Annotated in this window: 21 protein-coding genes; 8 read left to right on the forward strand and 13 right to left on the reverse strand. The window is 67.5% G+C overall.

Annotated features, from left to right (window positions below; genetic code table 11):
- Positions 1-24 precede the first annotated feature (24 nt).
- The 4 genes from dndE to dndB are packed head-to-tail and all read right to left on the reverse strand — an operon-like array spanning position 25 to position 5,134.
- Positions 25-405 carry a DNA sulfur modification protein DndE gene (dndE, locus tag CP967_RS15245; RefSeq protein ID WP_150488509.1) on the reverse strand — a complete coding sequence of 127 codons (381 nt, stop codon included), beginning with the start codon at positions 403-405 and terminating at the stop codon, positions 25-27.
- Entirely contained in the window at positions 392-2,413 is a 2,022-nt protein-coding gene (gene dndD, locus CP967_RS15250) for a DNA sulfur modification protein DndD (protein WP_150488510.1), read from the reverse strand. Before dndD ends, dndE begins: the two co-directional genes overlap by 14 nt.
- A complete protein-coding gene (dndC, locus tag CP967_RS15255) occupies positions 2,400-3,998 on the reverse strand; it encodes a DNA phosphorothioation system sulfurtransferase DndC (RefSeq protein ID WP_150488511.1) in 1,599 nt (532 codons plus the stop codon). The genes dndD and dndC overlap by 14 nt, the downstream gene beginning before the upstream one ends.
- Complete coding sequence (dndB, locus tag CP967_RS15260; RefSeq protein WP_229888462.1) at positions 3,995-5,134, reverse strand: DNA sulfur modification protein DndB; 1,140 nt, start codon at positions 5,132-5,134, stop codon at positions 3,995-3,997. The genes dndC and dndB overlap by 4 nt, the downstream gene beginning before the upstream one ends.
- A gap of 266 nt (positions 5,135-5,400) precedes the next feature.
- Here dndB and dndA point away from each other — a divergent pair, with 266 nt between their 5' ends.
- Entirely contained in the window at positions 5,401-6,552 is a 1,152-nt protein-coding gene (dndA, locus tag CP967_RS15265; RefSeq protein WP_208838869.1) for a cysteine desulfurase DndA, read from the forward strand.
- A 15-nt stretch (positions 6,553-6,567) separates the two neighbouring features.
- On the opposite strand, the gene CP967_RS15270 is transcribed toward dndA, so the two are convergent.
- Positions 6,568-8,007: a DNA phosphorothioation-associated putative methyltransferase gene (locus CP967_RS15270; RefSeq protein WP_150488512.1), complete on the reverse strand. Its 1,440-nt coding sequence runs from the start codon at positions 8,005-8,007 to the stop codon at positions 6,568-6,570.
- A gap of 296 nt (positions 8,008-8,303) precedes the next feature.
- Here CP967_RS15270 and CP967_RS35425 point away from each other — a divergent pair, with 296 nt between their 5' ends.
- The 3 genes from CP967_RS35425 to CP967_RS15285 are packed head-to-tail and all read left to right on the forward strand — an operon-like array spanning position 8,304 to position 9,282.
- Entirely contained in the window at positions 8,304-8,513 is a 210-nt protein-coding gene (locus CP967_RS35425; RefSeq protein ID WP_381816125.1) for a transposase, read from the forward strand.
- A complete protein-coding gene (locus CP967_RS15280) occupies positions 8,510-8,938 on the forward strand; it encodes an IS3 family transposase (RefSeq protein ID WP_150488513.1) in 429 nt (142 codons plus the stop codon). The genes CP967_RS35425 and CP967_RS15280 overlap by 4 nt, the downstream gene beginning before the upstream one ends.
- A complete protein-coding gene (locus CP967_RS15285) occupies positions 8,926-9,282 on the forward strand; it encodes a DDE-type integrase/transposase/recombinase (protein WP_150488514.1) in 357 nt (118 codons plus the stop codon). Before CP967_RS15280 ends, CP967_RS15285 begins: the two co-directional genes overlap by 13 nt.
- Before the next feature lie 441 nt (positions 9,283-9,723).
- Here the strand turns inward: CP967_RS15285 and CP967_RS15290 are convergent, their stop codons facing one another.
- The 4 genes from CP967_RS15290 to CP967_RS35130 all read right to left on the reverse strand — a co-directional run bounded on the left by CP967_RS15290 (position 9,724) and on the right by CP967_RS35130 (position 15,974).
- Complete coding sequence (locus CP967_RS15290) at positions 9,724-10,077, reverse strand: hypothetical protein (RefSeq protein ID WP_150488515.1); 354 nt, start codon at positions 10,075-10,077, stop codon at positions 9,724-9,726.
- A gap of 444 nt (positions 10,078-10,521) precedes the next feature.
- Positions 10,522-11,583 carry an IS630 family transposase gene (locus CP967_RS15295; protein WP_208838870.1) on the reverse strand — a complete coding sequence of 354 codons (1,062 nt, stop codon included), beginning with the start codon at positions 11,581-11,583 and terminating at the stop codon, positions 10,522-10,524.
- Between the two features lie 366 nt (positions 11,584-11,949).
- Positions 11,950-12,372 (reverse strand): hypothetical protein, encoded by a 423-nt coding sequence (locus CP967_RS15300; RefSeq protein WP_150488516.1) that lies wholly within the window; start codon positions 12,370-12,372, stop codon positions 11,950-11,952.
- 560 nt (positions 12,373-12,932) lie between these two features.
- On the reverse strand, positions 12,933-15,974 hold the full coding sequence (locus tag CP967_RS35130; protein ID WP_150488517.1) for an AfsR/SARP family transcriptional regulator: 3,042 nt from the start codon (positions 15,972-15,974) through the stop codon (positions 12,933-12,935).
- 330 nt (positions 15,975-16,304) lie between these two features.
- Here CP967_RS35130 and CP967_RS15310 point away from each other — a divergent pair, with 330 nt between their 5' ends.
- Entirely contained in the window at positions 16,305-18,620 is a 2,316-nt protein-coding gene (locus CP967_RS15310) for an ATP-binding protein (protein WP_229888461.1), read from the forward strand.
- A gap of 394 nt (positions 18,621-19,014) precedes the next feature.
- On the opposite strand, the gene CP967_RS15315 is transcribed toward CP967_RS15310, so the two are convergent.
- Both CP967_RS15315 and CP967_RS15320 read right to left on the reverse strand, forming a co-directional pair.
- Positions 19,015-19,674 (reverse strand): hypothetical protein, encoded by a 660-nt coding sequence (locus CP967_RS15315; RefSeq protein WP_150488518.1) that lies wholly within the window; start codon positions 19,672-19,674, stop codon positions 19,015-19,017.
- Positions 19,671-20,909 carry a UDP-N-acetyl glucosamine 2-epimerase gene (locus CP967_RS15320; RefSeq protein ID WP_229888460.1) on the reverse strand — a complete coding sequence of 413 codons (1,239 nt, stop codon included), beginning with the start codon at positions 20,907-20,909 and terminating at the stop codon, positions 19,671-19,673. Before CP967_RS15320 ends, CP967_RS15315 begins: the two co-directional genes overlap by 4 nt.
- Before the next feature lie 220 nt (positions 20,910-21,129).
- Between CP967_RS15320 and CP967_RS15325 the strand changes: the two genes are divergently transcribed.
- Entirely contained in the window at positions 21,130-21,378 is a 249-nt protein-coding gene (locus CP967_RS15325) for a hypothetical protein (RefSeq protein ID WP_150488519.1), read from the forward strand.
- Entirely contained in the window at positions 21,375-21,617 is a 243-nt protein-coding gene (locus tag CP967_RS15330) for a hypothetical protein (protein WP_150488520.1), read from the forward strand. Before CP967_RS15325 ends, CP967_RS15330 begins: the two co-directional genes overlap by 4 nt.
- Before the next feature lie 46 nt (positions 21,618-21,663).
- Here the strand turns inward: CP967_RS15330 and CP967_RS15335 are convergent, their stop codons facing one another.
- The gene (locus CP967_RS15335) at positions 21,664-22,443 is read right to left on the reverse strand and encodes a hypothetical protein (RefSeq protein ID WP_150488521.1); all 780 of its coding nucleotides are present in this window, start codon (positions 22,441-22,443) and stop codon (positions 21,664-21,666) included.
- 364 nt (positions 22,444-22,807) lie between these two features.
- Between CP967_RS15335 and CP967_RS15340 the strand changes: the two genes are divergently transcribed.
- Positions 22,808-23,911, forward strand: a complete 1,104-nt coding sequence (locus CP967_RS15340; protein ID WP_150488522.1) for a phosphotransferase family protein — start codon at positions 22,808-22,810, stop codon at positions 23,909-23,911.
- A 48-nt stretch (positions 23,912-23,959) separates the two neighbouring features.
- Here CP967_RS15340 and CP967_RS15345 read toward each other — a convergent pair whose 3' ends face one another.
- Positions 23,960-24,469 carry a type III secretion system chaperone family protein gene (locus tag CP967_RS15345; RefSeq protein ID WP_150488523.1) on the reverse strand — a complete coding sequence of 170 codons (510 nt, stop codon included), beginning with the start codon at positions 24,467-24,469 and terminating at the stop codon, positions 23,960-23,962.
- Between the last annotated feature and the right edge of the window lie 34 nt (positions 24,470-24,503).

Genomic DNA, 24,503 nt, shown 5'->3' on the forward strand with positions numbered 1-24,503 from the left:
GCACGAAACTTGCCAGCGCATTCATTACGTAGGGTTGGCCGCTCCGACCAAGCCTTCCAGGGACTGGAATTCCTTTTGGCCACCAAGGTGGCCGATGCCTCGATGTAGATGAATCGTCAAAGTCTTGGCGACGTTTTCATCCGTCGGCTCGTCCCCGTCGGCAATACAGCGTTGCTTAAGGAGTGCCAGATAGATGTCGCCATACTGGCCGGCAAAGGTCTTCCACGACATCTCCACAGTCGAATCGGTGACGATGTCCTTCACCAACGGCGTCGACGGGTCCTTGAGTGACATGACGAGGGCCCACCGACACAGAACGTTCCAGTTGGGGATCCCGGTCGTGCGCTTCAGCCACGACAAACGATCTTTGGCTGGCTGTGAGAGACGGACGCTATCGAGCGACATGCAGGGCTCCTTCGTTCCACCAGTACCCCTCGACGACGTTGGTGGTGAAAGTCGTATCGTCGTGGACCAGCGTGTACGTATGGGCTACCGACTTCTTCAGGCGGCCCAGCAGGTATTCGTCGATCTCCTTGTCAGTGGAGAGGAGAAGTACCTGGTCGCTCGCCTGCGGGAAGTATCGGTCCACAAGGTGCTCGCGATGGCGGCTGTCGAGGCGTCCGAGGGGCGTGTCGATCACGCTGGGAAGGCGGTTTCCGGCGACCTTCATCAACCCCCACAGAAGTGAGACGGCTAGGATTTGGCGCTCGCCAGCACTGAGGCGCCCAGGGTCGATCGTGTCGCCTTGAGAGTCGGTCAGGGTGAGCCTGAAGTCGTCGGCGATGCGGAGGTCTTGGACGAGTCCCCGCTTTCGCATGAGGTCCTTAAAGCTCTGCAGTACAGCCACCTCAAGCCGACTGATATGCCGCTGCAGGAGTGCTTCCCCAAAGCGCTCAAGAGTACCGCGGGCCTTCTCCGAGTACTTGATGATCCGCTCGACCTCTTTGGCCTTCACCTTCGTCCGGACGAACTCCTTGTGAGCACGTTCAAGGGCGGCTTCCACGTTGGCCCGACGCCGCTTGAGTTCGGCGGCGCGTTCCCTGCCACGGGCAACTGTGGCCTCCATGCGGGCAAGCTCTTTGAGCTGTGCTGCGCGCTTCTTCTGGAGGTCTTCTACCTTGCTCTGCTCCGGAACACCGGCCAGCTGCCGATCCAGTTGATCGAGCTCCTCAGCAGCAGCGGCAACATGTGCCAGAAGCTCGCTGGCCCGAGCCTCGTCTCGTACAAGAACCTCGTCAAGCACCGTCAGCTGCGCCAGAGCATCGTGGGGAAGCACGAAGTCCACCTTCAAGACAGAAGACTTGGAGCGCTTGGCTCGGTCTTCCTCCAGCCTTTTCGTGATGGTGTCCCTTGCATCCTCGGGCAAGAGATCGAGCAGCCACTGATCTCGCTGCTCCAAGACGTCAAGGACCTGGCCGGCTTCAGCCGCCGACTGCTCACGCCGGGCCTGCTTGCGGACGTCCTTCAGGTGCGTACGCATCATGAGCAGTGGGAGCGGGCCTGCTGCGAGCTGGGCTAGGGACAAACGAAGCTCGGCAAGGCGCTCGTCAGCCCGCTTACGCTCTTGCTCGATCTCGAGACGGCGCTCAAAGAGGCCGCCTCCTTCGTTCTGGAACTCGCGCTCCAAGCTCTCAAGTTTGTGGCGAGCATTCTTCAGCAGAGCATCTTGGTGCTTCGAATCCTGCTCCGCCACGTCCAACTGTTCCTGAACAGATTCGCATTCATGCTCCTGTGCACGAATGTTGTCCATCAGGTGCTGTTCCTCATCGGACAGTTTCTGGCGACGTTGGAGTGCGAGCAGGTCAGTGCGGAGTTGTTGCACGGTGCTTACTCCGAGCAAGGAATGCACCGCTGACTCGATGACCGAGGCTGCACGCTCGGGGTCGGCGAGGGACTCGATCTTCTCGCCGTCGAAGAAGGACAGCGATGCCACTTCAAGCGGAAGCAGGTCTTCGACGTGGTCTGCCCAGCCTTCGCTGAGTAGCCTGCTGTACTTCAGTTCTGGCTGAGTACGGCGCCCAGGCTTGGTGACGTAGTTCTCATCAACGGAGACGTTGAGGAATTCCTTCAGAGTCTTGCCGTTGACGTGCCAGCTTCGGACGACTCTGTAGTAGTGCTCTTTACCGTCGACAGTGACGGTAAATTCCAAAGTAACTGAGGAACCACGTGCCGGGTCGTGCTGTCGGTTGATGCTCTCGCGAAGGTAGGTCTCGTATGCCTTGCTACCTCGTCCACTGCACCGGGCACGCGGACCGTACAGGGCGAGCTGGATGGCATCGAGCAGAGTCGTCTTGCCGCAACCGTTGAGTCCACCGATCAGGATGATCGGCTTGCTCTTCTTCACGGTGAGGTCGAGTGACTGCTTACCTCGATAAGCGCCGAACTCTTCAAGGGTGATGTTACGCAGGAGCATCAGTGTCGGTCACTTCGTCGAAGGTCGGGTTGGTCTCTACCTCTTCGCGCCACTTCTTCTTGCGCTGCGCGAACGCGACGGCATCGTCACGATCCTCATAGAAGCCCTTCTGTACCGCACCTTCGAGTGCCTGGAAGAGTCCTGAGCGTCGCGTCATGGTGCGGTACTTGCGCTCGACGGAGAGCAACTCGCGCACCATGTCGTAATGCAACTCGTCACCGTCACAGACCTCTTTGAGGAGCTCCATCTCATCGGCACCCATGACGAGCTGCTCATCGAGCGGACCACCGGGGAACTCCTCGCCAGTAGCCTTCTTGTAGATCGTCGGTACAGAGTCCTCGACCTCGTGCTTGTCGAAGACCCAGATGCGCCGGATCTCCGTGAGCTCTTCGATGCTGATGAGCTCAATGTTGCGGACGTGCTCGGGCGCGTGGGCCCTGATCCAGGTTTGGGCAGTCAGGAGCTCCCTGAGCCACTCCTCCCGGTACTTCTGAAGGTAGGGGCCATGGACGACGCTGAATTCCCCATCGCTGCGACGAGTGAACAGGTTGACCTGTCCGTTCATCCGACGGAAGTCACGAGCTTGCTTATCTGGCCGAGGGTGCGGGATCTTTTTGCCGGGCTGGTAGTCGGGGTCCAGCTTGTCCTCAACGAAACCAAAGGGCGAATCGAGTTTGTCCCTCAAGTTCAGCAGAGGGATCATCCACTCCTTCTCTTCGTCGTTTTGGATCATTGCCGTCATTGACTTGTCCTGCTCGACCAGCGTGCACGTCCAGCAGCCGAAGCGGCTTGAACCACAAGACGGAGTAGTGGAGTCGACCACCAGCGGGCATTCCCCATCTTCAGAGGCACCCTGATACATGCTGAGGAGGTCCTGATTGTTGTAGCCCCATGGGTTGGGCTTCTGCATCAGGTACTCCCACACGTCATCGTTGGTCCAGTCCTCAACGGGGCTGTAGACGAGTGAGTTAGGAAGGTTTGCGTTCGGCGAGAGTCGGTCGCGGACACGGCGCTTCTCGTGCTTCTCCATCGCGCGGGCACGGGCCTGGCTCTCAGTCTTGCGAATACCGAGGACCATGATGGCTTCGCCGTGGGCGGCTACGACACTTCGGATGAACAAGTTGGAAGGTTTGATCTTCAACCGCTCGGTGCACCAACGGAACTTGGGACGCGGTGCAGGGTATCCGCGGCCGATGAGGTTGACCCAGAAGGTGTCCTTGATCTCTGGAGTCAGGCGATGCGGCTCGACAGGCAACCCCTGTTCGGCAGCAGCCTTCTCCATGGTTTCGAGCGACGCAGTAACCCAAGCCGCCACTACCGGGTTCTCAACCAGGGTGTCTGTGCTGATGACATGAACCGGCTTGGTGAGTTTGTCGGCTGGCAGTTCTTTCAGCGCCGCCCAGACCAGCTGAAGGACTGCGGTGGAGTCCTTGCCACCGCTGTACCCGATCACCCAAGGAACTTCATCCGCGGTGTAGAGCTCACGCACCTCGTCAGTCAGTTCGGCGACGACGTCGTCGAGTAGCCGACCGTCAAACGGCAGCCGTCGGACGGAGGGCAGGCCAAGGGGAAGGGGGGTATTCATGCATCGCCTCGCAGGTATGCGTCTTCCACGCGCTGCTCCTCGGGGCTAAGCCCGAGACCGAGGTGGTTGCGCAGGTAGTTCACAGTCAGGGTCACGTTCTGGTGGCTCTTGGACACACGGCCGCCGACGATGGCACGTCCCTCCCAGTCGGTATTCGCCCGCGCCCAGTCCACCTGCTCAAGCGGGGTGAGCCGCTTCTGCCACTTGGCCGGCGAGGTGGATTCACGCAAGAGGGAGTTTCCGATTCGCCCGAGGGCATGAAGGGCGATGCCGTGACTATGGATGAAGTCGCGCCGCATCTCGGCGGAGGTGAGAGCACGGGTGCGGACCATCTCCCACTCAGGGAGGGCCTTGTCGATCGTCTCCCAGTACAGCTGAGCCAGCTCCGTAGCAGCGTCTTGCTTGAGGTCAAGTCCTTGGAGGAGCGCCTGCGTTCCGTAGTACAGGGCGCTCAAGGTGAACATCATCCGGGAACGGGCCGAGAGATTGCTTTTCTCCATCTCGACGTAGCCCTTGAAGATCTTCGCCCTTCCCGTCATCTCCCGCACCACCTGGGAGGAAGGGTCCCGGTGGTCGTAGAGAACACCGATGGAGCGCGCCGGACGGACAGCATGCCGGTTGAGGTCGGCGAACATCTGCTGGGATCGATCCAACCCGGCGTCGTGGAAGAAAACGACAGCAATCGTCTCCTCGTTCAGGTCTGGGCTCTCCTTGAGGGCGAGCTCGATGGCTGCCCGTCGGTGCTGCCCATCATTGATCAAGAACCTGGCGTCCATGGGGATGCGGAGCTGCCCTGTGCGGAAGCCTGGGCCATCCGCGCTGTGGCTGTCGAAGTCCATTTCGCCATCGACCGAAGCAGTCAGAGCACTGAAGACGTAATCAGACGGATTGTCCAGAATGTACTTAGTGAGGGCGGGGAGTCTCCCCTTGTTGAGGATGCGTTGCGCCCGCAGCTCCGGAGACAGCTCATCTTCGTCAAAGATAAAGATCTTGGGGATCAGCCGTAGCGGGCACATAGAGACGTAGAACTCTCGACCTGCCTGAATGCCGCGGATCGCAGGGAAGGTGTACTCGAACCCCGTGGAAGTGCGGGGGGCGACGACTCGGGTCGCAGGTGCCACAGCTTCGCTCTCCACTTCGCAACTTTAACGTACTGGCGTCAACTGGCAGCCATCATTTGACGTACCAGCGCTCCCCCTCAGCACCCAGGTCGCGATGGAGCTAGCGCAGGGGCGAAGCGTGAATCGGTGGGCGCCTCGCCGTGACGCCACCCGGCGGGATGACGTGCGGCACCTCTTGTGTTGACAGAGGCGGCGGCGGTGCCCTGCGGCGCGTTAACGCGTCGCACGTGTACGTTAACCGATTGACGTACACGATGGTACGAGAAACGTCCTAGAAGTGGGTGGCGGTTGTGGTGGCGTATCTGGATGTGGCAGCAACGACTCGGGTGGACCCCCGCGTGGCGGATGTCGTACTCCACTGGATGACTGAAGAGTTCGGCAACGCCGGCAGCCGCACCCATGAGTACGGAGCACGCGCCAAGAAGGCGGTGCAAGAAGCTCGGGCATACCTAGCGGGCTCGGTAGGCGCCAAGACGGAGGAGGTCATCTTCACCTCCGGGGCAACCGAGTCGAACAACATCGCCCTTCTGGGTATGGCTCCCTACGGCGAGAAGAGTGAGCGACGCCACATCATCACGTCCGCAATCGAGCACAAGGCAGTGCTTGAGCCCCTTCAGCACCTACAGAGCCGGGGCTTCGAGGTCGACTTCTTGGAGCCGGGAGCATCTGGCCGAATCGAGACAGAGGCGGTACTGGCGAGGCTGCGCCCAGACACGCTCTTGGTCTCCCTCATGCACGTGAACAACGAGACTGGCGTCATCCAGCCCGTCGCGGAGCTCGCCGAGAAGCTCTGCGAGACGCCGACATTCCTGCATGTCGACGCCGCACAGGGCTACGGCAAGCTCCCGCAGGACCTCAAGGCCCCCATCGACATGATCAGCATCAGCGGCCATAAGATCGGCGCCCCGAAGGGCGTGGGGGCGCTGGTGACGCGACGACGCGGGTGGGACAAGGTTCCACTGGAGCCGATCATGTTCGGAGGCGGCCAGGAGCGGAAGCTCCGCCCGGGGACGCTACCTGTGCCGCTGATCATGGGTCTCTATGAAGCAGCAAGGATTTTCAACGAGGGGCAGGCTCGTTGGAAGCGGGACGCCCTTGCGATCCGAGAGCGAATGCTCACCGCCCTTGGCAAGACGCGCTTCCGGATTAACGGGGACGCTGATCGCACCGTGCCCCACATTCTGAACGTGACGTTCGATGGCCTCAATGCGGAGGCGTTGATCGTGCGTCTTAAGAGTCAGGTAGCTGTGGCGACCGGCTCGGCATGCACTAGCGCGGCGTACACGCCCAGTCACGTTCTGACAGCGATGGGATTGCCAGAGGAAGTTGCAACCAATGGGCTGCGATTTTCGTGGTTCCCGAGTCAGATTGCAGACTTCGACCCGGAGGATGTGGCAGCGACGATCGCTCGGATGCAGCCTGACGCAGTCTGATCTTCGAGAGCTGGGTCAGCCTTCCGGACGCCGGACGAGCCGGTGGCCGCGCAGTTCGCGGCCGCAGCGGATGAGCTCGGCTTCCCAGCCCTTCTCGGTGCCGATGAGGTGTGGGTGCTCGTACAGCCCCGCCTTCACCTCGGAGCTGGTGAGCCGGTGGTAACGGTCCACATCGGGGTCGTCCGGTGCCAGGAACTCATGCTTGCGGTGGAGAAGCGGGCGGTTCTCCGAGTTCGCGTAGGACAGGTGTGACGTCTCGAGGGACTTCAGATCCACTAGGTAGGAGGACAAGATCCGCGGGTGTGGGTCCTTGTCGAACTCGGGATAGTCGAGCCAACTGACGGCCCGGCCTTGATGCTTCAGCTTCGCCAGGGTCCATTCCTGTGGGCGGCCGGCGGCGATGGACGCGCAGTGCTCATACAGGCGCAGGATCGTGGGCATACGGCCCAGGGCGCGCCGATGGACGTACAGCGCGGTCGGTGTCATCTTGCCGATGGCTGAGGCGTTCATGGCGCCGCGCACGTAGGCGTCGTCGCGGAGCTTGAGGAGGAGCCGGTCGGATCGCTGGCAGGCTTCCTTGTACGACGTGAAGAAGGATCGGACGTCGAGCTGCACGCCGAGGGGCAAGCTGGCGAAGGGGCCTCGGCCGTTGAACAGCTCCACCGCCAGGTAGAGCAGAGTGTTCAAGGTGGAGCGCTTTCCGCCCTCAGCAACCTTGCCGGGATCTGCGGTGTCGTTCACCAGTCGCTTTACCTCACCGGGCTTGAGATGCGCGAGGAGTTCGGCCGTCGCCCGGGGCATCTCGTCAATGCGGGGCAGACGTCCCCGCCGCTCCACGTAGTCGACGAGAGCCGTGATCGCGGACGCGGTGTCCTCGGAGGTCAGCCACTCGGCATCTGGGGTGATCCGATGGGCGAGATAGCCGAGTCGGGCTGTGTCGTCCTTGAAGACGTAGACGATGCCGGGGGCCGCCGAGACAACCCGGGCACCGGTGACTTCCTCGACGTAGGAGCGCAGCTCATTGGCACCGAAGAGATGTTGGAAGGTCTGGCGGCTGGTGAGCAGTCCGTCACCGAATGCCTCGCCGCGGACTTTGGACTTCTCCCAGGTGAGACGTGCGGAGACGATCAGAACGGTGCTGGCGAGTTCCCAGGCGCGCTTCAGGGTTTCACGGCGTTCAGCCGGGTCCTCGATCACGTTCAAGACGTAAGTGAGGAGGACAACCGAGGACGGCTCAGCACGCGTCTCCGAGCGGTAGTAGGGGTCCCAGCCGACGACCTTGCAGTCCAGTCTTTCCAAGGCCCGCACGTCGTCGCCGCGTCCACAGCCGTAGTCGAGGATCGTTCTGTCAGGCGTGAGCTGTCTGTCGGCGAGAGCTTGGCGGACGGGGACGGAGAGGGCGACACGGCCGATGGCAGTGCGGCGGCGATCACTGTTCCAGGTCTGTTGCTGCATTGAGCCTCGCTGCATCTCACGAACCTGGAGGCAGCGTAGTTGCGGGCAGCGCTGGGCGAGACCTCTTCGAGGAATTTCTTGATCCCAAGGTGCTCGGGGCCGAGGCTTGGGCTTCGTAGCACTCAGCCCTGAGCTGTACTGAGATTTATGGAGTCCCTGATGCCAGGGTTACCGTCCTGGCGAAGGAGATCCACCAGCACCATGGCAGCACCCCGTAAATACCCGGACGAGCTCCGCGAGCGCGCGAGGTCCGCACCACCGGCCGCCCCATCGCCCACGTCGCGAAGGACCTGAACATCCACAAGGAAGCCCTGCGCGGCTGGGTCCGCCAGGCCGAGACCGACCGCGGCGAGCGGGACGACCGGCTCACCACCGCCGAGCTCGACGAGTTGAAGCAACTTCGCAGGGAAAACGCCGAGCTGAAGCGGGCGAGTGAGATCCTGAAAGCCGCCTCGGTGTTTTTTGCCCAGGAGATCGACCGTCCCCGGACGAGGCCGAGCAGGTGATCGACCACCTGCGTGGATACGGCCTCGGGGTCGATCCCGTCTGCCGGGTACTGGAGCTGTCCGCGTCGACGTACTTCGCCCGCAAGAAGCGGCCGAAGTCGGCCCGCCGGCCCTGGGACGAACAGCTCATGCCGCTGATCGAAAAGATTCATGACGATTCGGGCAGCACCTATGGTGCCCGCCGGATCACGCGGGCCCTGGGGCGCAAGGGCGTCGAGGTGGCCCGCTGCACCGTCGAGCGGCTGATGGCCGAGCTGGGCCTGGAGGGCGTCACCCGTGGCCGACGACGCCGGACCACGGTTCCAGAGCCGTCGGCACCCCGTCCGCCGGACCTGGTCGACCGCGACTTCACAGCCTCGCGGTCTGATCAGCCGTGGGTGGCGGACATGATGTATGTCCGCACCTGGTCGGGGTGGGCGATGTAGCGTTCGTCCTGGACGTGTACTCGCGGATGATCGTCGGATGGCAGGTCGCGAAGCATATGCGGACAGAACTCCCGCTGGACGCACTGGAGATGGCGGTGTGGAAGCGCCGGATCAAGAAGGATTCCGGCCTCATTCATCACAGCGACCGCGGGTCGCAATATGTATCAATTCGGCACACCGACCGGCTCGCCGACATCGGCGCCTCCGCGTCGGTCGGGTCCGTCGCGGACAGCTATGACAACGCGATGGCCGAGGCCTTGAACGGCACCCTCAAAGCCGAGCTGATCGAGATGCAGGGCCCCTGGAAGGACGTCGACCAGGTCGAGCGGGCGATCTTCCAGTAGATCACCTGGTACAACGAAGAGCGTCTTCACCCCGCGCTCGACTACGTGCCGCCGGCCGAGTACGAGGAAGCCTTCTGGCGGAGCCATGACCAAACCCCGCAGTCCGCCTGAAACAAGATCACCGGACTCTACGGAACTCGGTACAGCTCAGTTCCACCAGAGATCTCGTCCTGCTCCGCTCGCCAGCGGTGCCTCGTGCTCCAGAGTTTGCGATGGCCTCTCGGCGCAGTACACGCAGCGACCGCCATGGGCGGTTAGAACCATGATCCACACCCAGAGCGGCTGGCTCCCCCGGCCCCTACTCAGCACTTCCTGCTTGGCTACTGCCACATCCACCCCTTTGTCGCACAGTTCGACGACATCGTAAGGAGGTGTGCTGGCAGTCGGCCTTGACTACGTTCGGTAGCGCATCCGTCGGCACTGCTCAGGAATGCGAGGCGCTCAGGCTGCGGCTTCGCCGGGGTCTTCGTCCTCATCTTCCGAGGAGCCGCCCCGCTCGTATCCCGACACATCGATCTCGCGGCCGTCAGAGAGCCGCCTCGTGTGCGGAGTGACGGCGTGCTTGACGGGCGAGTTCCGCTGCTCGCTCTCGTCCGCAGAGTCAGCGGCCGAGCCGGCGTCCTCGGCGTCGTCCGGGCTAATGGTGTACGCGACTACTGCGACTGCGAAGAACGCGGCCACGGCACCGAATGCGCCCCCCACGGCGCGGATCGTCGGCTTGTTTTTCTCGTACCATTTCTTCGTCTTCTGACCGAAGGAGGTGGGCTCGTCATTTTCGGGCGTGGAGTCAGTCACGCGCACACATCTACCGGACACATCCCCCACCTGTCAGGCAATCAGCCGACATCGCCCGTCCTCGCCAGGCGAAGTACGTCTGTACCTCTTCCCGGAAGCCTTCTGTGCCGGCCTCCGGGGCGGCTCTGCTCCTTCGCCGCTGGAGAAGGAAGCGGCCATCTGTGCTGTGGGGCAGCTCGCTGACCACGTGCATTGGGTGCGAGCGTGTCCCGAGAAGCCAACTTTGCGTGACCGGCTCCGCCGATGGGCCTACCCCGAGTTCTACCGATCCGATCGGACCGCCACCCCACCAAAACCATGGGTTGGTCATCCAGCCGGAGCTTACGAGCGGACGGGTTGACGCATCCGAGCGGGGTACGTGCGATCCAAGCTGGCGTTTGAAGTCGAGTACGTGGTCTGTGATCTGTGCGAGATCGGCGGGGTTGAGTCACCTCTTTCTATTGATCAGAAACTCATGGGGTTCTCGTCCAGGACGTAGCGGACGTGCGGGCCGCCGAAGTATCCGCGAATGATGTGTGGCTGACGCTGGCGTCCACGGAAGAAGCGGCGGGTCTCCGCGGCGAGTTCGGCTTGGTCCCGGGCCCGGTGCCGCTTGGGCAGACTGTGCTTGAGGTCAGCGTTGACCAGCTCGTCGGGGTTCAGCTCGGGCGAGTACGGGGGCAGGAAGTGCAACTCGACGTCGTCGGGATGGGCAGCGAGCCAGTCGCGGACCTTCCTGGAACGGTGGGCGGAGTGCCCGTCCACCACGAGATGGACCTTGCGGTCGAAGTGGCCGGCGAGCCGGTCCAGGAAGCGGCACATCACCTCGGCGGTGAAGCTCTCGGCGAAGACCATGAAGTGCATCCGACCCTTGGTACTGATCGCGGACATCGCGTTCACCGAGAACCGGTTGCCGGTCCGCCGCACGACGGGAGTCTTCCCCTTCTCTCCCCAGGTGCGGCCGGTGACCTGGTCAAAACGGATGCCGACCTGGTCGACGAACAGGACCTCACCGCCGTCCTTCTTCGCCTTCGCCCGGATCGCGGGCCAGGTCTCCTCGTGCCAGCGGCGCACGGCCTCCGGGTCCTGCTCCACGGCCCGCTTGTCCGGACGCTGGAAGGACAGCCCCCACCGCTTCAGGTACTTACCCACCCCCGGTTCGGTCAGCCGCAGCCGGTACAGCTTCGCGATCAGCTCGCCCACCAGTCGCCGCGTCCACAACTGCCCGCTCAGCCCCACGTCGCAGGGCCGGTGATCGAGGACCGCCTGCCGCACGGCGGCCTGCTCGGCCTCCCCGAGCACCTGGTGCACCCCGACCGGCTTGCCCCGCGGCTGCATGACCAGCGCCTCCCGGCCGCCGGCCTGCCACTTCGCCCACCACCCATCGACGGCCTTCAGCGACACCCCGAAGACTGCTGCCACGTCCTCACGGCCCCGCCCCGCCACCAACGCGGCCACCGCACGCAACCGCAGCGCCTCCTGCGCCGACGGCGACAGATGCCGCGCGTCCCCCACCAGATCGCTCACACCCCACCAACGACTCAGAACCCAAACCGTTTCGGATCAATATACCCGGCAGGAAAGATGCCTTCACGTAGAACCATGGCGAGCGCAGCGAGCCTGAGTGGGCCCCTGAAGCCGTACTCGGGCGCCTCAGGCTGGGCCGCCCCTGGGCCGTCCGAGGTTGCTCAACGGCACCCGATAACGACCAATGGCGACCGCTCACGCCAAGTCGACCAGCGTCCCCACCTGCGAAAACCCTGGTGGACGAGATATTCCGCAAGACCCGGGGCAAGAAGAAGTAAGCACTTGTCACGGGTACACGGCCCCTCCGCAGGCGGTTCTCCGCCCGGTGGAGGGCCCGTTGCCGTACCGGGAGGCCCCGGTGGAGCCTCATCGGGCCGGCGGAGGGCCGTCCGGGGTGCCGAAGTGGATGCCGGAGAAGTCACGGCCCTGGAGGACCGGGCCGTTCTGGGTGCCGCCGCTGATGTCGTTGCGCGTCTCGCCATCACCGGTCCGCAGCGCCTGCGCCTGCTGGTGCCACTGCGCGAGCCCCGCCCCGAAGGCGGGCTCGGACCGGGCCCGGTGCCCCAGGGCCTCGCTCAACCGCCTTGCGCGTTCCTCGTCGTGGGGTGCCGAGACCAGTGCGTCCAGTTCGTCCTCGGCGGCCGCCAGGGCGGGCGGGCCGCCCTCTTCCGCGTCGCGTCCCCGGCTCCTGCGCACCAGTCCGCTCAGCGTCAGCCAGAGGTGCCGCCCGGCCTCCCCCGCGGTCCCGGTCGCCAGTGCCACGAGCAGTGCTGCCGAGATCGGTTCCATGCTCCGCGCCCCCCGTCCACGAACGGATCGATGCGCCATGGTCCCAGGAACAGTGTCTTCCGGGGAGGGCGCGAACCGGTCGCGCCCACGAGCCGGCGGCCGTCTGCCGGCGGCCGGGGAGGAGGGCCGCCGGCCGGGCCCCGGTGCCGGGCCGCGCCCGTGGCCCGGTGCCGGCGGCCGTCTGCCGGCACCGGGAACCGCATTCGTCAGAGGAAAGCCCCGCCGGCCCCGGTCAGGAATCCGCCCGGCCTTGCGGTGTATGCAATACATGTAAATGACATCAATATAAGGGCGCGGAGAAAATTACGCATTGGTTCGCTTTCTCTGTGCAATGAGCGGGCAGCCCCCTTCCCCACGGAAGCGGCGGCTGCGTTTCGATTGGCCACAGCCTAGCGCCAAAGCGGGGACCTTGATCACCCGTCATCCGGCCCACGAGGCGCCCATTGCCTCATGCGCGCCGCTGTCATATGCCTATGGCATATAAAATTGAATGTATGCAGGAATTCCCGCCCATCGCGCCGCCCGAAGCCTCACAGGCTTCGGCGCGCGCGTAGTCATACCTACAGACCTTCAGACAATCCGCGCATTCGGGTGAGGGCGCACACGGCGCGCGCTTCCTCTGCGCGCGCGCCTATGCGCCTGCTGATCGCCAAGCTCTCCTCCAGGTGGGCGACCGCCCGTTCCACGCTGCCCGCCTCACACTCGGCCATCGCGAGATCGTGGAGCACATCGGCCTCCTCACCTGCGGCATCGATGCGGCGCGCCACCGTCAGGGCGCTCGTGTGCCACCCCAGCGCCTCCTCGCCGCGACCGACCGCCAGGTGTGCCCGCCCCATCCCGTTCAAGGCGATCGTCTCTCCACGCAGGTCTCCCAGCTCCCTCAGCACAGGGAGGACCGCGGCGTAGAGGCTGAGCGCCTCGTCGACCCGCCCCTGCGCCTCCAGTACGTCCGCCAGGTTCATGTGCACCGTGACCTGGTCGCGTTTGGTCCCCACACCCGGCATCTCGGCTATCGCCTGCCGCAGATACAACTCGGCGGATTTCTTGTCCCCGATTTTCTGATGGAACTTCGCGAGGTTGTTGATGGCCACGTACTGGCCTCTCGCATCCCCTATCTCGGCGAACTCGGCAAGAGACTGCGTAAAGCAGAAAAGGGCATCCTGGTACTCTGCGAGATGGAGGTTGATGATGCCCAGCATGTTATGACTGCGCGCCGCCTTCAGTTTGTCTTCCGTAGCGGTCGGCAAGCCCAGTAAGTCTTCCTGTAATGACCGCGCCTCCTCGTACCGGCCGGCCTGCCAGAAGAGGATCGACAACTGGTGGGCACTCTGGAACTCCAGCTCGGGGTCCCCCACCGAGCGGGCGACTTCCAGTGCCTTTCCCGCCTCCGTGATGCCTTCCGGGTAGTGGGCGCCCTGGGTGTGCACCGTGCTGAGGTCGAGCAGCGCCTGCGCCCACTCCACGTCCTCGCCCCGCACCTCCCAGTGCCGCACGGCCTTCCGGAACAGCGGTTCGGTGGTGGCGAGATGGCCTTCCGCGTCCAGGAAACACGCCAGCGCGCGTACCGCTACCGCCAGTTCGTGCTCGGTTCCGTTACTCGCAAACCAGTTCAGTGCATTCAGCAGATTTCCGCTCTCGGTGATCAGCCATTGCTCGGCCGGACCCGCTCCGGCCAGTTCCGGAAGCGACGGGACGAGGTGCCGGGGGACATCGAATTCCGTGCGGGACCGGAAGGGGTACGCCATTGCGGATGCGCGGTCGGCCGCGCCGATGTAGTGGGTGACCAGATTCCGTACGGCATCCGCAGGATCGGTCCCGTCGGGTTCGGCCAGCGAACGGGCGTACTCGCGCAGCAGGTCGTGCATGGTGAACCGGTGGGGTGAGGGCTCCGACACGAGGTGGTGGGCCATGAGTTCCTCCAGCACCGCCTCTGCGGTACGGAAGGAGAGACCGGTGAGCGCGGCCACGGCGGACGGCCCGAACTCCACCCCGTCGTGCAGTCCGATACGCCGGAAAACCAGCTGCTGTCCGACGCTCAGGGCACGGTAGGAGAGATCGAACACATGCGTCATCGTCCGTTCCCCGTCCTGCAACGCGGCGAGCGCCCCCTCCCCCTCCAGCTGGCCCAGCAGATCCGAGACGGTCCAGGAGGGACGGGCGAGCAGGCGGCTGGCCGCGATCTCGATCGCCAGCGGCACATGGCAGCAGATGCGCACGATGTCGGCCGTCGCCGCTTCCGCGGTTCCCGGTCGGGCTCCCAGCCGCCGGTTGAACAGTTCGATCGCGTCATCGTCCGGCAGTACGTCGAGGGAGAACGCGCGCACCCCCGGAAGCCCCGGGAGCCGCCGTCGGCTGGTGACGATGACCGCCGTCGGCGAGGCCCCGGGGAGCAGCGGCCGGATCTGCTCGGAGTCGACCGCGTCGTCCAGGACGACGAGCATGCGCCGGTTACGCGCGGACGAGCGCCACAAGGCGGTCAGTTCGTCCGCCTCACGTGGCAGTTCCTCGGCGCGCATGCCGAGCAGACGCAGCAGTTCGGCCAGTACGCGGGCGGGGGGACGCCCGACCGTGGGTCCGCCCAGGTGCACGAAGAGCCGGCCGTCCGGGAAGCGGTCCTTCAGCCGGTGCGCCAGGTGGACGGCGAGCGAGGTCTTGCCCACGCCCCCCATCCCATGGATCGCCTCGACCGTGACCACCGTTTCCCCGGCGCCTTCACCGAGCGTCGAGCCCAGCCGGTAGAGCTCGTCGCGCCGCCCGACCCAGGGGATGTCGCGGGGCAGGTTGTCCGGTGCCGTACTCGCCGGCCGCTCGGGGGCCGCTTCCCGTCTGTCGTCCGTCCGCCGCAGCAGGTCCCCCGCGGGGGTACCGGTGATGATCCCCTGGTGGGCCCGGTGCAGGCGGCGGCCCATGTCGAGCCCTACGTCCCGGACGATGCGCTGCCGGGTCCGCTGGAGGAGTCCGGTCGCCTCGGCCGTGCGGCCGCTTCCGTACAGGGCGATGACCAGGCGCTCCGCCAGTGCCTCGTCCAGGGCCCGTTCCTCCACGAGGGGCAGGAGCACGGGTACCGCTTCGGTGAACCTCCCCATGCCGAGGAGTGCGTCGGCCCGCGCCGTCGCCGCCTCCAGCACCGTGCCCGCGACGGTGGTCCGCAGGTGTTCGGGCCAGGAACCGGCGATACCGGCCAGGGGCTCACCCCGCCAGAGGCCGTCCGCGCGGTCCAGCAGGCGCAGCGCCTCCTCCGGATCGCTTTCCCGCAGCGAGCGCCCCCGGCCGGTGAGATCCGCGTGCAGCCTGAGGTCCACACGGTCCGGCGGGACCCGCAGGACGTAGGAGTTGGTGCCTCTGACGACCACGGGCGTGCCGGCGCCGGCGGACTGCAAACCGCTGCGGATCCTCGACACGTGGGAGTGCAGCGATTCCCGGGGCTTGAGCGGCGGGCGGTCGTCCCAGACCCGGTGGATCAGGGTGTCCACGTCCACGGTGCGTTCCGCGTCCCAGGCGAGGGCCGCCAGCGTGAGACGGGTCTTCGTCGGGCCGAGGTCACCGCTGTGACCTGCGGTCCGCACCTCCACCAATCCCGAGAGCCGGATCTCGAACTCCACCAGCGTCCTCCCGCCGGTAGGGCCTTCTGCTGGCCGGGCGTTCAAAGCTGCCATGAACCTGCCGCAATGAACATACTCGGAAGAACTACGACCGAAATTAAACGACTGAAGGACAGTTCTGTTCGTTTCTCTGATGGATTGGGGAGGAGGTTCCGAGATACCGGCCATACAGCACCCGAAGGAGCCTCATGGAATCTTCCCGGCTCGAAGCGCTGTATTCGGTCTTGGCGGCACTCGGGGCCGATCCGGACTCCGTCCGCCTGGCATGAACTGGCGCGTCTCGTGGCGACGGCCGCCCGCCCGGAAGAGGCTCTGACCAGGCTCGGGGCCGTGTCCGCGACGGATCCGGCGCAGGCGCCGGCCGACCGGTGGCTGCTGGCCCGTGCTCTGGACCGGCTCGCGGCGGAGGAGACCGGGGTGGAGCAGGCCCTGACCGGCTGGATACGGCGTCACGCCCCGTCGGACACCGGGGCGACCGGGACCGTCGGTGCGACCGGGGCGACCGGGGCGATCAGCTCCACCGGCAACGTCATGAGCGGCGGTTCCGTGGTGCACGGCCCCAGCGTCCAGGCCCGCGACATCCGCGGCGGAATCCACTTCCACACGCGTGCCGAGGCCCCCCGCTCCCGGCCGCCCGTGCCACGCCAGCTGCCGGCCGTGACGAACCGGCTCCTCGGCCGGGACGGCGACCGGCGGGCGCTGGACGAGATCTGGGCCGGCCCGTCCGCACCGGCCTCCCGGATCATGGTCGTCACAGGGCTCGCCGGGGTGGGCAAGACCACCCTCGTCTCCCACTGGCTCCGGGAGCACACGAGCAGCTTCCCCGACGGCCATCTGTACGCCGATCTGGCCGGCCACGCGGCGGGGACGGAGAACGGCCCTTCGTCGCCCGGTGCCGTCCTCGAAGCCTTCCTCGTCTCCCTGGGAGTTCCGTCCGTGCCCGCCGACACCGCCCAGCGCATTGCGTTATGGCGGTCGTTGACAGCCGAACTGCGGATAGCCGTCCTTCTGGACAATGCTTTCTCCGCCGCGCAGGTACGCCCTCTGCTCCTCGGCGCCCCTGCCGCACTCACCGTGGTGACCAGCAGGAACTCGCTGTCGGGGCTGCGCGCTGACGGCGCGTCCGTCCACCGGCTGGACGGACTCCCGGCCGAGTCCGCGGTGGAGCTGCTGGCCGTCGGCGGCGGGGCCCGGGTGGCCCGGGAGCCCACGGCCGCCCATGAGGTGGTCCGGCTGTGCGGAGGGCTGCCGCTGGCCGTGGGGCTGGCCTCCGCACAGCTCGCCGTCCGCCCGTACCGCTCCGTATCGGCCCTCGCCGACAGCCTGGCACACGGGCAGGGGGCGGCCGGCGCGCTGTACGCCGACGGAGAGGCGGTCCTGCGCACCGCACTGGACCTGTCGTACCGCTCGCTGCCCGGCCGGGGCGCGGAGCTCTACCGGCTGATGGGTGTGCTGCCCACCGACAGGTACGACCCGTTCATGCTGGCCGCCGCTCTGCGCGGCCGGTCCCCGGACGCGGCACAGCTCACCGACATGACCATGCAGACCCTCATGGAGGCGAACCTTCTGGACGAGACCGGGCCGGGAACCTACCGGCTCCATGACGTCGTCCGGCCGCACGCCCGCAGACTCGGCCAGGACGGGGAGGGGCACGAGTGGCACGACCGCGTCCTGCGCCGCTACGTCGACTGGTGCCTGGCCACCACGGCCGCGGCCGAGCGCATCCTCGTCCCCAGCCATCGCCTCCCCGGACAGGAGGACCCGGAAGCCGTCATCACCCCCACCCCGCTGAACGGGCCGGGCGAGGCACTGGCCTGGCTGGACACCCAGCGCAACGGGATCATGGGCGCCATCCGCCACTGCGCGAGGGCCGGGTGGCACACCTCCTGCTGGCGCCTGGCCGATTCGGCCTGGCCCCTCTTCCAGCGGCTGCGCCCCACGGACCTGTGGATCGAGGCGCACCGGCTCGGCCTGGAGGCGGCGCGCCTCAGCGGGTCGGGGCCGGGCGAGGGCCGCATGCTCACCTCGGGCGCGATCGGCCTGCGGAACGCGGGCCGGTACGAGGAGGCGGCCTCCTGGTACCGAAGAGCCCTGGAGATGGCGGAAGCGGACGGGGACACCCGGCAGGAGGCGCAGGCCATCAGCGGGCTCGGCCACCTCCACCTGCTCACCGGTCGCCTCGACGAGGCCCAGGAGTACTTCGAACACGCCCTGCGGCTGAGGGAGTCGGGCGGCCACCGGCGAGGAGCCGCACTGACCCGTCGGCGCCTCGGGGAGACGGCCCGGGCCAAGGGCGACCTCGCGTCCGCGGCACGGTATCTGCGGCAGGCGGAGGCCGAGCTGGGAGCGCTGGAGGAAACGTACGAGCAGACCCGGGTCCGGGCCCTGCTCGGCCATGTGCTGGAGCAGGCGGGTGCCGGCGCCGAGGGGGTGGCCCTGCTGGAGGAGGCGCTGGCGGTGTTCCGGTCGGACCGGGCCCGCTCGGAGGACTGGGAGGGCCGCTGCCTGGAGTGGCTGGGCGTGGCCGCCGGGTCGAGAGGCGACACCTCTGCCGCGGAACGCCATTACAGGGCGGCCCACGTCCTCCTCCGGAGACTGGACCCCGAAGCCGCGCAGCGGGTGGCCGGCCGGCTGCGGCAGTTGTGACGGTACGACGGGCCGTCCCCCAGCAGGTGACAGTACGGCAGGCCGCCCACCAGCAGGTGACAGTACGACAGGCCGCCCACCAGCAGGTGACAGTACGACAGGCCGCCCACCAGCAGGTGACAGTACGACAGGCCGCCCACCAGCAGCTGACAGTACGACAGGCCGCCCACCAGCAGGTGACAGTACGACAGGCCGTCCACCGGCACCCGTGGCGGTGCGGTGGACGGCCCGGCCGGCACGCCGCCCGGAGACCCGGTGTGCCGGCCGGGCCTGTCCGGCGGATCAGGGCCGGACAGGCGTGGCGTCCTGCACGGCGCCTCGCGGCGTCGCCGGACACCACGCGCCACGCCCCTGGCCAGGACTGGCCAGGGGCCACCGGACAGCCCTTACGGCGCTACGCGACCGCGGTCCCCGTGGCCGGCGGGGACACCGAGCGCAGGGCGCCGGGCGGCCTCCCCGCGGCCACCCACGCGTGCATCACCGACGCGGCCGTCCCGGCCGGGGAAAGGCCCCCCGCGCCGAAGGCCCCCGTTCCCAGCAGCCGGGGCCCGCTCGCCTCGCCCCGCACCCCCACGAGAGCGCGCCCCGGCTCCAGCACCGGCACCGCGACGACGAGAACCCCCGGATAGCCGGTGAGCAGCTCGTGCACCCGCCGGCAGGCCGACGACGCCGGCAGCGGGACACCGCCCACCAGCACGTCCGCGTAGTGCGCCAGGCCGGACCGGAACGGAGCGTCCGGATCCGCCCGGAGGTGTACGTCGCAGGGGAAGCCGCCGCCCCCGTGAGCACACCGGGCCGGCGGTCCCGCGACACCGGACCGCGCGGGGCCGGACGGTTCGCCGGAACTGACGCGTACGGTGCCGTGCGCGGTGTCCGAGGTCCAGACGGCGAGGACGGATCCGCCCGCTCCGGCCCCGGACCCGCCGGCCTGGAAGCAGACCCCGAACCACGCCGCGTCCGCCTCCTCCCCCTGCGGACGCCCGTGATCCGGCTCCGGCGGGGCCGGTTCCGGGCCCGCCCCTCGCCCCGGCCACCCCCGGGCACCATGCCTCACAGCGCCACCCCGCGGTGCTCGTGCGCCTCCCACGCCTCCAGCGGAAGCGGTGGCGACGGCGGTGTGACGACCGGCGGGCGTGCGGGCTCCCCCAGACCGAGCAGCCGGTAGACCACCGACCTCATCCGCTGATGGAACTCTCCCGGTGCGGAGGACAGCGAGGCGGCCGCCTCGGCGTACTGCCCCGGTCCGCGCCGCCCGGCGGCGTACTCCAGCTGCTCGGCGAGCGGATGCAGCGCGGAGAGCACCGGTGCCACCCGCGCCAGCAGTCCCACCGGCGAGGATGCCGATATCTCCGGTCGCGGGCCGGGGTTGAACAGCACCGTGGCCTCGGTCAGCGTGCCGTACGCGGTCAGTGAGCCGTGGTCGCCGATGATCCAGTCGGCTGCGATCAGCAACGCCTGCCAGTCCGCTTCCGGGGGCACCAGGGCCACCCCCCGGCAGCCCGTCAGCCACCCCCGTACCTGCCACATGCCGTGGCCGGCGAACACGTTGGGATGCACCAGGAGCGCGGTCCGGTAGAGGTCTCCCGGCAACTGGCCGAGCAGGTGCGGCAGCAGGGAACCGAGCTGCCCGAACGTCGAAGCGGGCCCCCAGGTGGAGGTGACGACCACGAGCCGCTGTCCGGGCTCCAGCCCCAGCGCCTTCCGGTACTCCTCCCGGCGCGGGAGCCCGGCCGTGATCCTGTCGACGCACGGGTCACCCACGACATGGGCGACGGGCAGTGCCTCCGGGCAGGAACGCGCCAGTTCCGCGAGGTCCCGCTCGTGCGAGTAGACGACCGCCGCCGGTACCACCCGTCCCTCGTGCACCAGGTGCCGGCGGCTCAGCATCCCCGGCACCCGGGGCTCCCCGGGCACCAGCAGCGAGACATCGGTGAGCAGCTTGATCTGGCCCGCACCGTGGGAGATGCGCAGGACCGGGGCGCGCAACTCGTGCACCCCCCGGGAGCCGGCGGCCAGCGCGAGATCGAAGTCGGCCCGGAGGGCCTCCTCCCAGGGCACGGTGGCGATGCCCAGACCTCGCAGGTAGTGGGTGACGCCGCTGCCGAAAGCGTGTGGCGCGGCGGTGAAGACGACTTGGACGCGCAGATCCGCGTCCAGCAGTTCGAAGACCTCGCGGAGCCGTTGCGCGAAGGTCACCGTGTGCACGACCACCAGGACCCTTTTGCAGTCCCTCACGGTCAGCCAGTGTCCCTGCTCGATCAGCGCCGCCTTGGTGGTTCTCACAGACATGCGATCCCCCATCGCTCATCCCGGACGTATGACGAAGAAGGGGATTCCCGGGGAGTACGGCACATTCCTTGCAGCGTCCTTGCGGCGGCCTTGCCCCCGGCCGGGACCGCCGTCCCGCCCGTCGCTAACCTGGCCCGCACGCCTGCCCGTTCACCGTGTGCGTACACGGCGCGGAACGGGTACAGAGGACAGAGGGCGAGAAGATCGGGGGAGACTGATCATGGGCGAGTCCCTGAAGACCTTCGTCGGCGGTACCGAGGTGGACGTCCCCAACAGCATCCCGGCGATCCGTGCCGCGCTGCCGGAGGAGAGACGCGAGGAGTTCGACCGGGCGATCAACGAGGCCGGTGTGCACGAGATCCAGGCCGTCATGCGGCACTGGATGCTGGAGTCGGTGCCCGATCCCGAGGCCGATCGGATCCTGGACAGACTGGCCCAGGACGAGGCCGAGAGGCGGAGCGTGGCTTGAGCTTCCGGATCTCCTACGCACCGCCCGCCGACGACACCCTGGCGAAGATGCGGGACGGCGACTCCTTCCGGCGTGAGATGGCACGGACCCTGGGCCAGGACCCGTACGGGCACGCCTCGACCGCCGTCAAGCGGGAACGCGACCGCCGTGAGGCCACCGTGTCCGGGGCGATCGTCCTCTACTACGTCTCCGGGACCGTGCTGACCGTCACCGTGGTCAGGCTGGTTCCGCTACCGTGAGGGGGCGGGCCGTTCCCTGCCCCGCCCCCTCACCACGCCGCCGCGATCAGCCGAGCTTCTTGAGCTGGGCGTCGATCAGCTCGGTGGGCAGGTCGGATTCGGTCTTCTTCGTGGCCATCGCCCCGAAGTCCATCGTGGCGAAGGTGGCGACCGTCGCACCCTGACGGATGATCACCAGCTTGAAGGGCACCTTCGAGCCGTCCGCGTCGAACAGCACGTTCCAGGCCGCGGCCTCCTCGCCGCCGCTCACCTTCTCCTCGGTCACCTCGGCGAGGTTCTGCTTCTCCCCCTTCGTGGTCATCACGAAGCCGCCGGAGCACGCGGCGACGGCGTCCCGGAGCTCCGCGATGCTCTTCGCGGCGCCGTCACCCTCGTAGGAGTTCAGCGTGACCAGGGTGCTCGTGATGTCGAAGGCGGCCGCGAGCTGCTCCTCCGGGGAGGCGTCCTTGTCCTTCACGGGCTCCTGGGTCGCCCTGCGGGCGGCGTCACCGATCGGGGCGCCCCGCTTCACGCCGTAGAGGGCGGAGCTGATGGGCTCGCACTCCTTCTTGTCGGCGGTGACGTCCCCCTCACCGGCACGGTCGGCGGAGGTGGTCTTCGCGATCTTCTGGCCGGCCGCATCGCCCTGCTCCAGCGAGAGCTTCTCCAGCTCGGCGGAGGTGAGCGCCTTGACGGCCGCCTTCGTCGCGCCGCCGTCCTCGGCACCCGGTGCGGCGGCGTCGGCCTTCCCGCCCTTCTCCTCCGCACCGCCGCAGGCGGTGGCCAGGAGGGCCAGGGACATCACGGAGGCGGCGAGGGCGGTACGGCGTACGGCGGTGGTGCGCATGGCTGGTTCATCTCTCGTCCGAAGGGAGCGGCAGTCCTCCTGGCGCGAACTTCGGCGACTTCAGGGGCTGTTACGCAGAGGCACACTCTACGATCGGACTCCTGTCCGATGACCGGCCCGAGCGGTCACGGGATGTGATCGTGACGCCCCCGTGATCACCCTGTGAATCGGCTGTGGGGACGGGGAGTACCCGTACGGTCTCCCCCTCCCGCGGTCCGTCCCGCCGGGGACCCACCACGAACCCGTCGGCGGGCCCGCCGACGGCCCGCCAGGCCCGCCACCGAACTCGCCGCCGGTCCCGCCACCGGACCGCCACCGGCCCCGCCCCGCCCACCGGACCGCCATGACCGAGGAGTTCCCGCCCGTGACCACCGATCCCACAGCAGCCGCGCTCGCGGTGGTACGCGCGCTCGGCGCGGACACGACCGGCACTTCCACGTCCCCCGGCGCCTCCGCTTCCTCCGACGCCCCCGCACCCGTCGGCGTCTTTGCACCCGTCGGCGACCCCGTCTCCTGCGAGACGCCGGCGGGCGGGACGTACAACACCGTCGTCCGGATGGCCTTCGGCGACGGACGCGACTGGGTGGTGAAGATCCCGCCCGCCCACAGCTCCGGGCTGCGGTACGAACACGCCCTGCTGACCGGGGAGGTGACCTTCTACGAGGCGGCGGCCGGGCTCGGCGGCGTGGTCCCGCGCGTCGTGCGCGCCGGACTCGGCGGTGTGGTGCCGCGCGCCGGTCTCGGCCCCGGTCCGGCGACCGGGCCGTACGTGGTGATGACCGCGTGTCCGGGCCGCCCCTGGAGCGAGCTCGCGGACGAGCTGACGGACGTCGAGACACGCCGGCTGCGGGCGGAACTCGGGGCGCTCGTCGGGAGGCTGCACAGGGTGACGGGCCCCGCCGGCTTCGGATACCCGGGCGAACCCTTCGGCCCCCTCGCCCCCACCTGGCGGGCGGCGTTCACCGCGATGGCCGCCGCCGTGCTCGACGACGCGGAGGAGTACGGGGTCCGTCCGCCGCGGCCGGTGGGCGAGATCCGCACCCTGCTCGGCGCGGCCTCGTACGTCCTGGACGAGGTGGTCCGGCCCGCCCTCGTCCACTTCGACCTCTGGCAGGGCAATGTGCTGGTGGCGGGCGGGCCCGGGGCGCGTTCCATCGGCGGGATCATCGACGGCGAGCGGATGTTCTGGGGCGACCCCGCCGCCGACCTCGTGTCGCTCGCGCTGCTCGGTGACATCGAGGAGGACGAGGACTTCCTCACCGGCTACGCCTCCTCGGCCGGCGCGCCCCTCGTGTTCACGCCGTCGCTGCGGCTCCGGCTCGCGCTGTACCGCAGTTACCTCTACCTGATCATGCTGGTCGAGACGGTCCCCCGGCAGGCGTCGGCCGAGGACCGGGCCTGGGTGTGGACGCATGTGGCGCCGGAGCTCGACGCGGCCCTGGACACGGTGGCCCGGGCCACCGGATAACCGGGCGTTCCGTCAGCCACCGGAGCCGCCCGGTGCGCCGGCGCTCCGTCAGCCGTCGGAGCGCCGGGTGAGGTGGCGGAACGCGTCCAGGTTGCGGGTGGACTCGCCGCGCTCGACCCGCCAGGTGTACTCCTTGCGGATGGCGCTCGCGAATCCCAGCTCCAGCAGGGAGTTGAAGGCGCCGTCCGCCGCTTCGAGCACGACGCCGAGGAGCCGGTCGAGTTCCCCGGGGGTGACCACGGAGAGCGGGAGCCGGCCGGTGAGGTAGACGTCGCCGAGCGGGTCCACGGCGTAACCCACCCCGAACAGCTTGAGGTTGTGCTCCAGCAGCCAGCGGTGGACGGCTGCCTCGTTCTCGTCGGGGTGGCGGATGACGAACGCGTTGAGCGAGAGCGAGTGGCGGCCGACGACCAGGGAGCAGGTCGTGGACAGCTTCCGGGTACCGGGCAGTTTCACGACGTAGTTACCGGGCCCGGGGCTCTCCCATTCGAGCTCCGCGTCCTCCAGCGTCGCCTCGATGACCTGCGCCACTGCTGCCTCGTCGGGTACGTCAGCCATGGTGCGAGCGTACGGCAGGGGCGCGCCGGCGGTC

This window comes from Streptomyces nitrosporeus (genome assembly GCF_008704555.1).
In the GTDB taxonomy this organism is placed as follows: Bacteria; Actinomycetota; Actinomycetes; order Streptomycetales; family Streptomycetaceae; genus Streptomyces; species Streptomyces nitrosporeus.

Excerpts from the sequence above, each read along its gene's own strand:
- dndE (WP_150488509.1), bottom strand. The coding sequence starts at position 405 with ATGTCGCTCGATAGCGTCCGTCTCTCACAGCCAGCCAAAGATCGTTTG.
- dndD (WP_150488510.1), bottom strand. The coding sequence starts at position 2,413 with ATGCTCCTGCGTAACATCACCCTTGAAGAGTTCGGCGCTTATCGAGGT.
- dndC (WP_150488511.1), bottom strand. The coding sequence starts at position 3,998 with ATGAATACCCCCCTTCCCCTTGGCCTGCCCTCCGTCCGACGGCTGCCG.
- CP967_RS15270 (WP_150488512.1), bottom strand. The coding sequence starts at position 8,007 with ATGCAGCAACAGACCTGGAACAGTGATCGCCGCCGCACTGCCATCGGC.
- CP967_RS15300 (WP_150488516.1), bottom strand. The coding sequence starts at position 12,372 with ATGGAACCGATCTCGGCAGCACTGCTCGTGGCACTGGCGACCGGGACC.
- CP967_RS15320 (WP_229888460.1), bottom strand. The coding sequence starts at position 20,909 with ATGTCTGTGAGAACCACCAAGGCGGCGCTGATCGAGCAGGGACACTGG.
- CP967_RS15325 (WP_150488519.1), top strand. The coding sequence starts at position 21,130 with ATGGGCGAGTCCCTGAAGACCTTCGTCGGCGGTACCGAGGTGGACGTC.
- CP967_RS15335 (WP_150488521.1), bottom strand. The coding sequence starts at position 22,443 with ATGCGCACCACCGCCGTACGCCGTACCGCCCTCGCCGCCTCCGTGATG.
- CP967_RS15345 (WP_150488523.1), bottom strand. The coding sequence starts at position 24,469 with ATGGCTGACGTACCCGACGAGGCAGCAGTGGCGCAGGTCATCGAGGCG.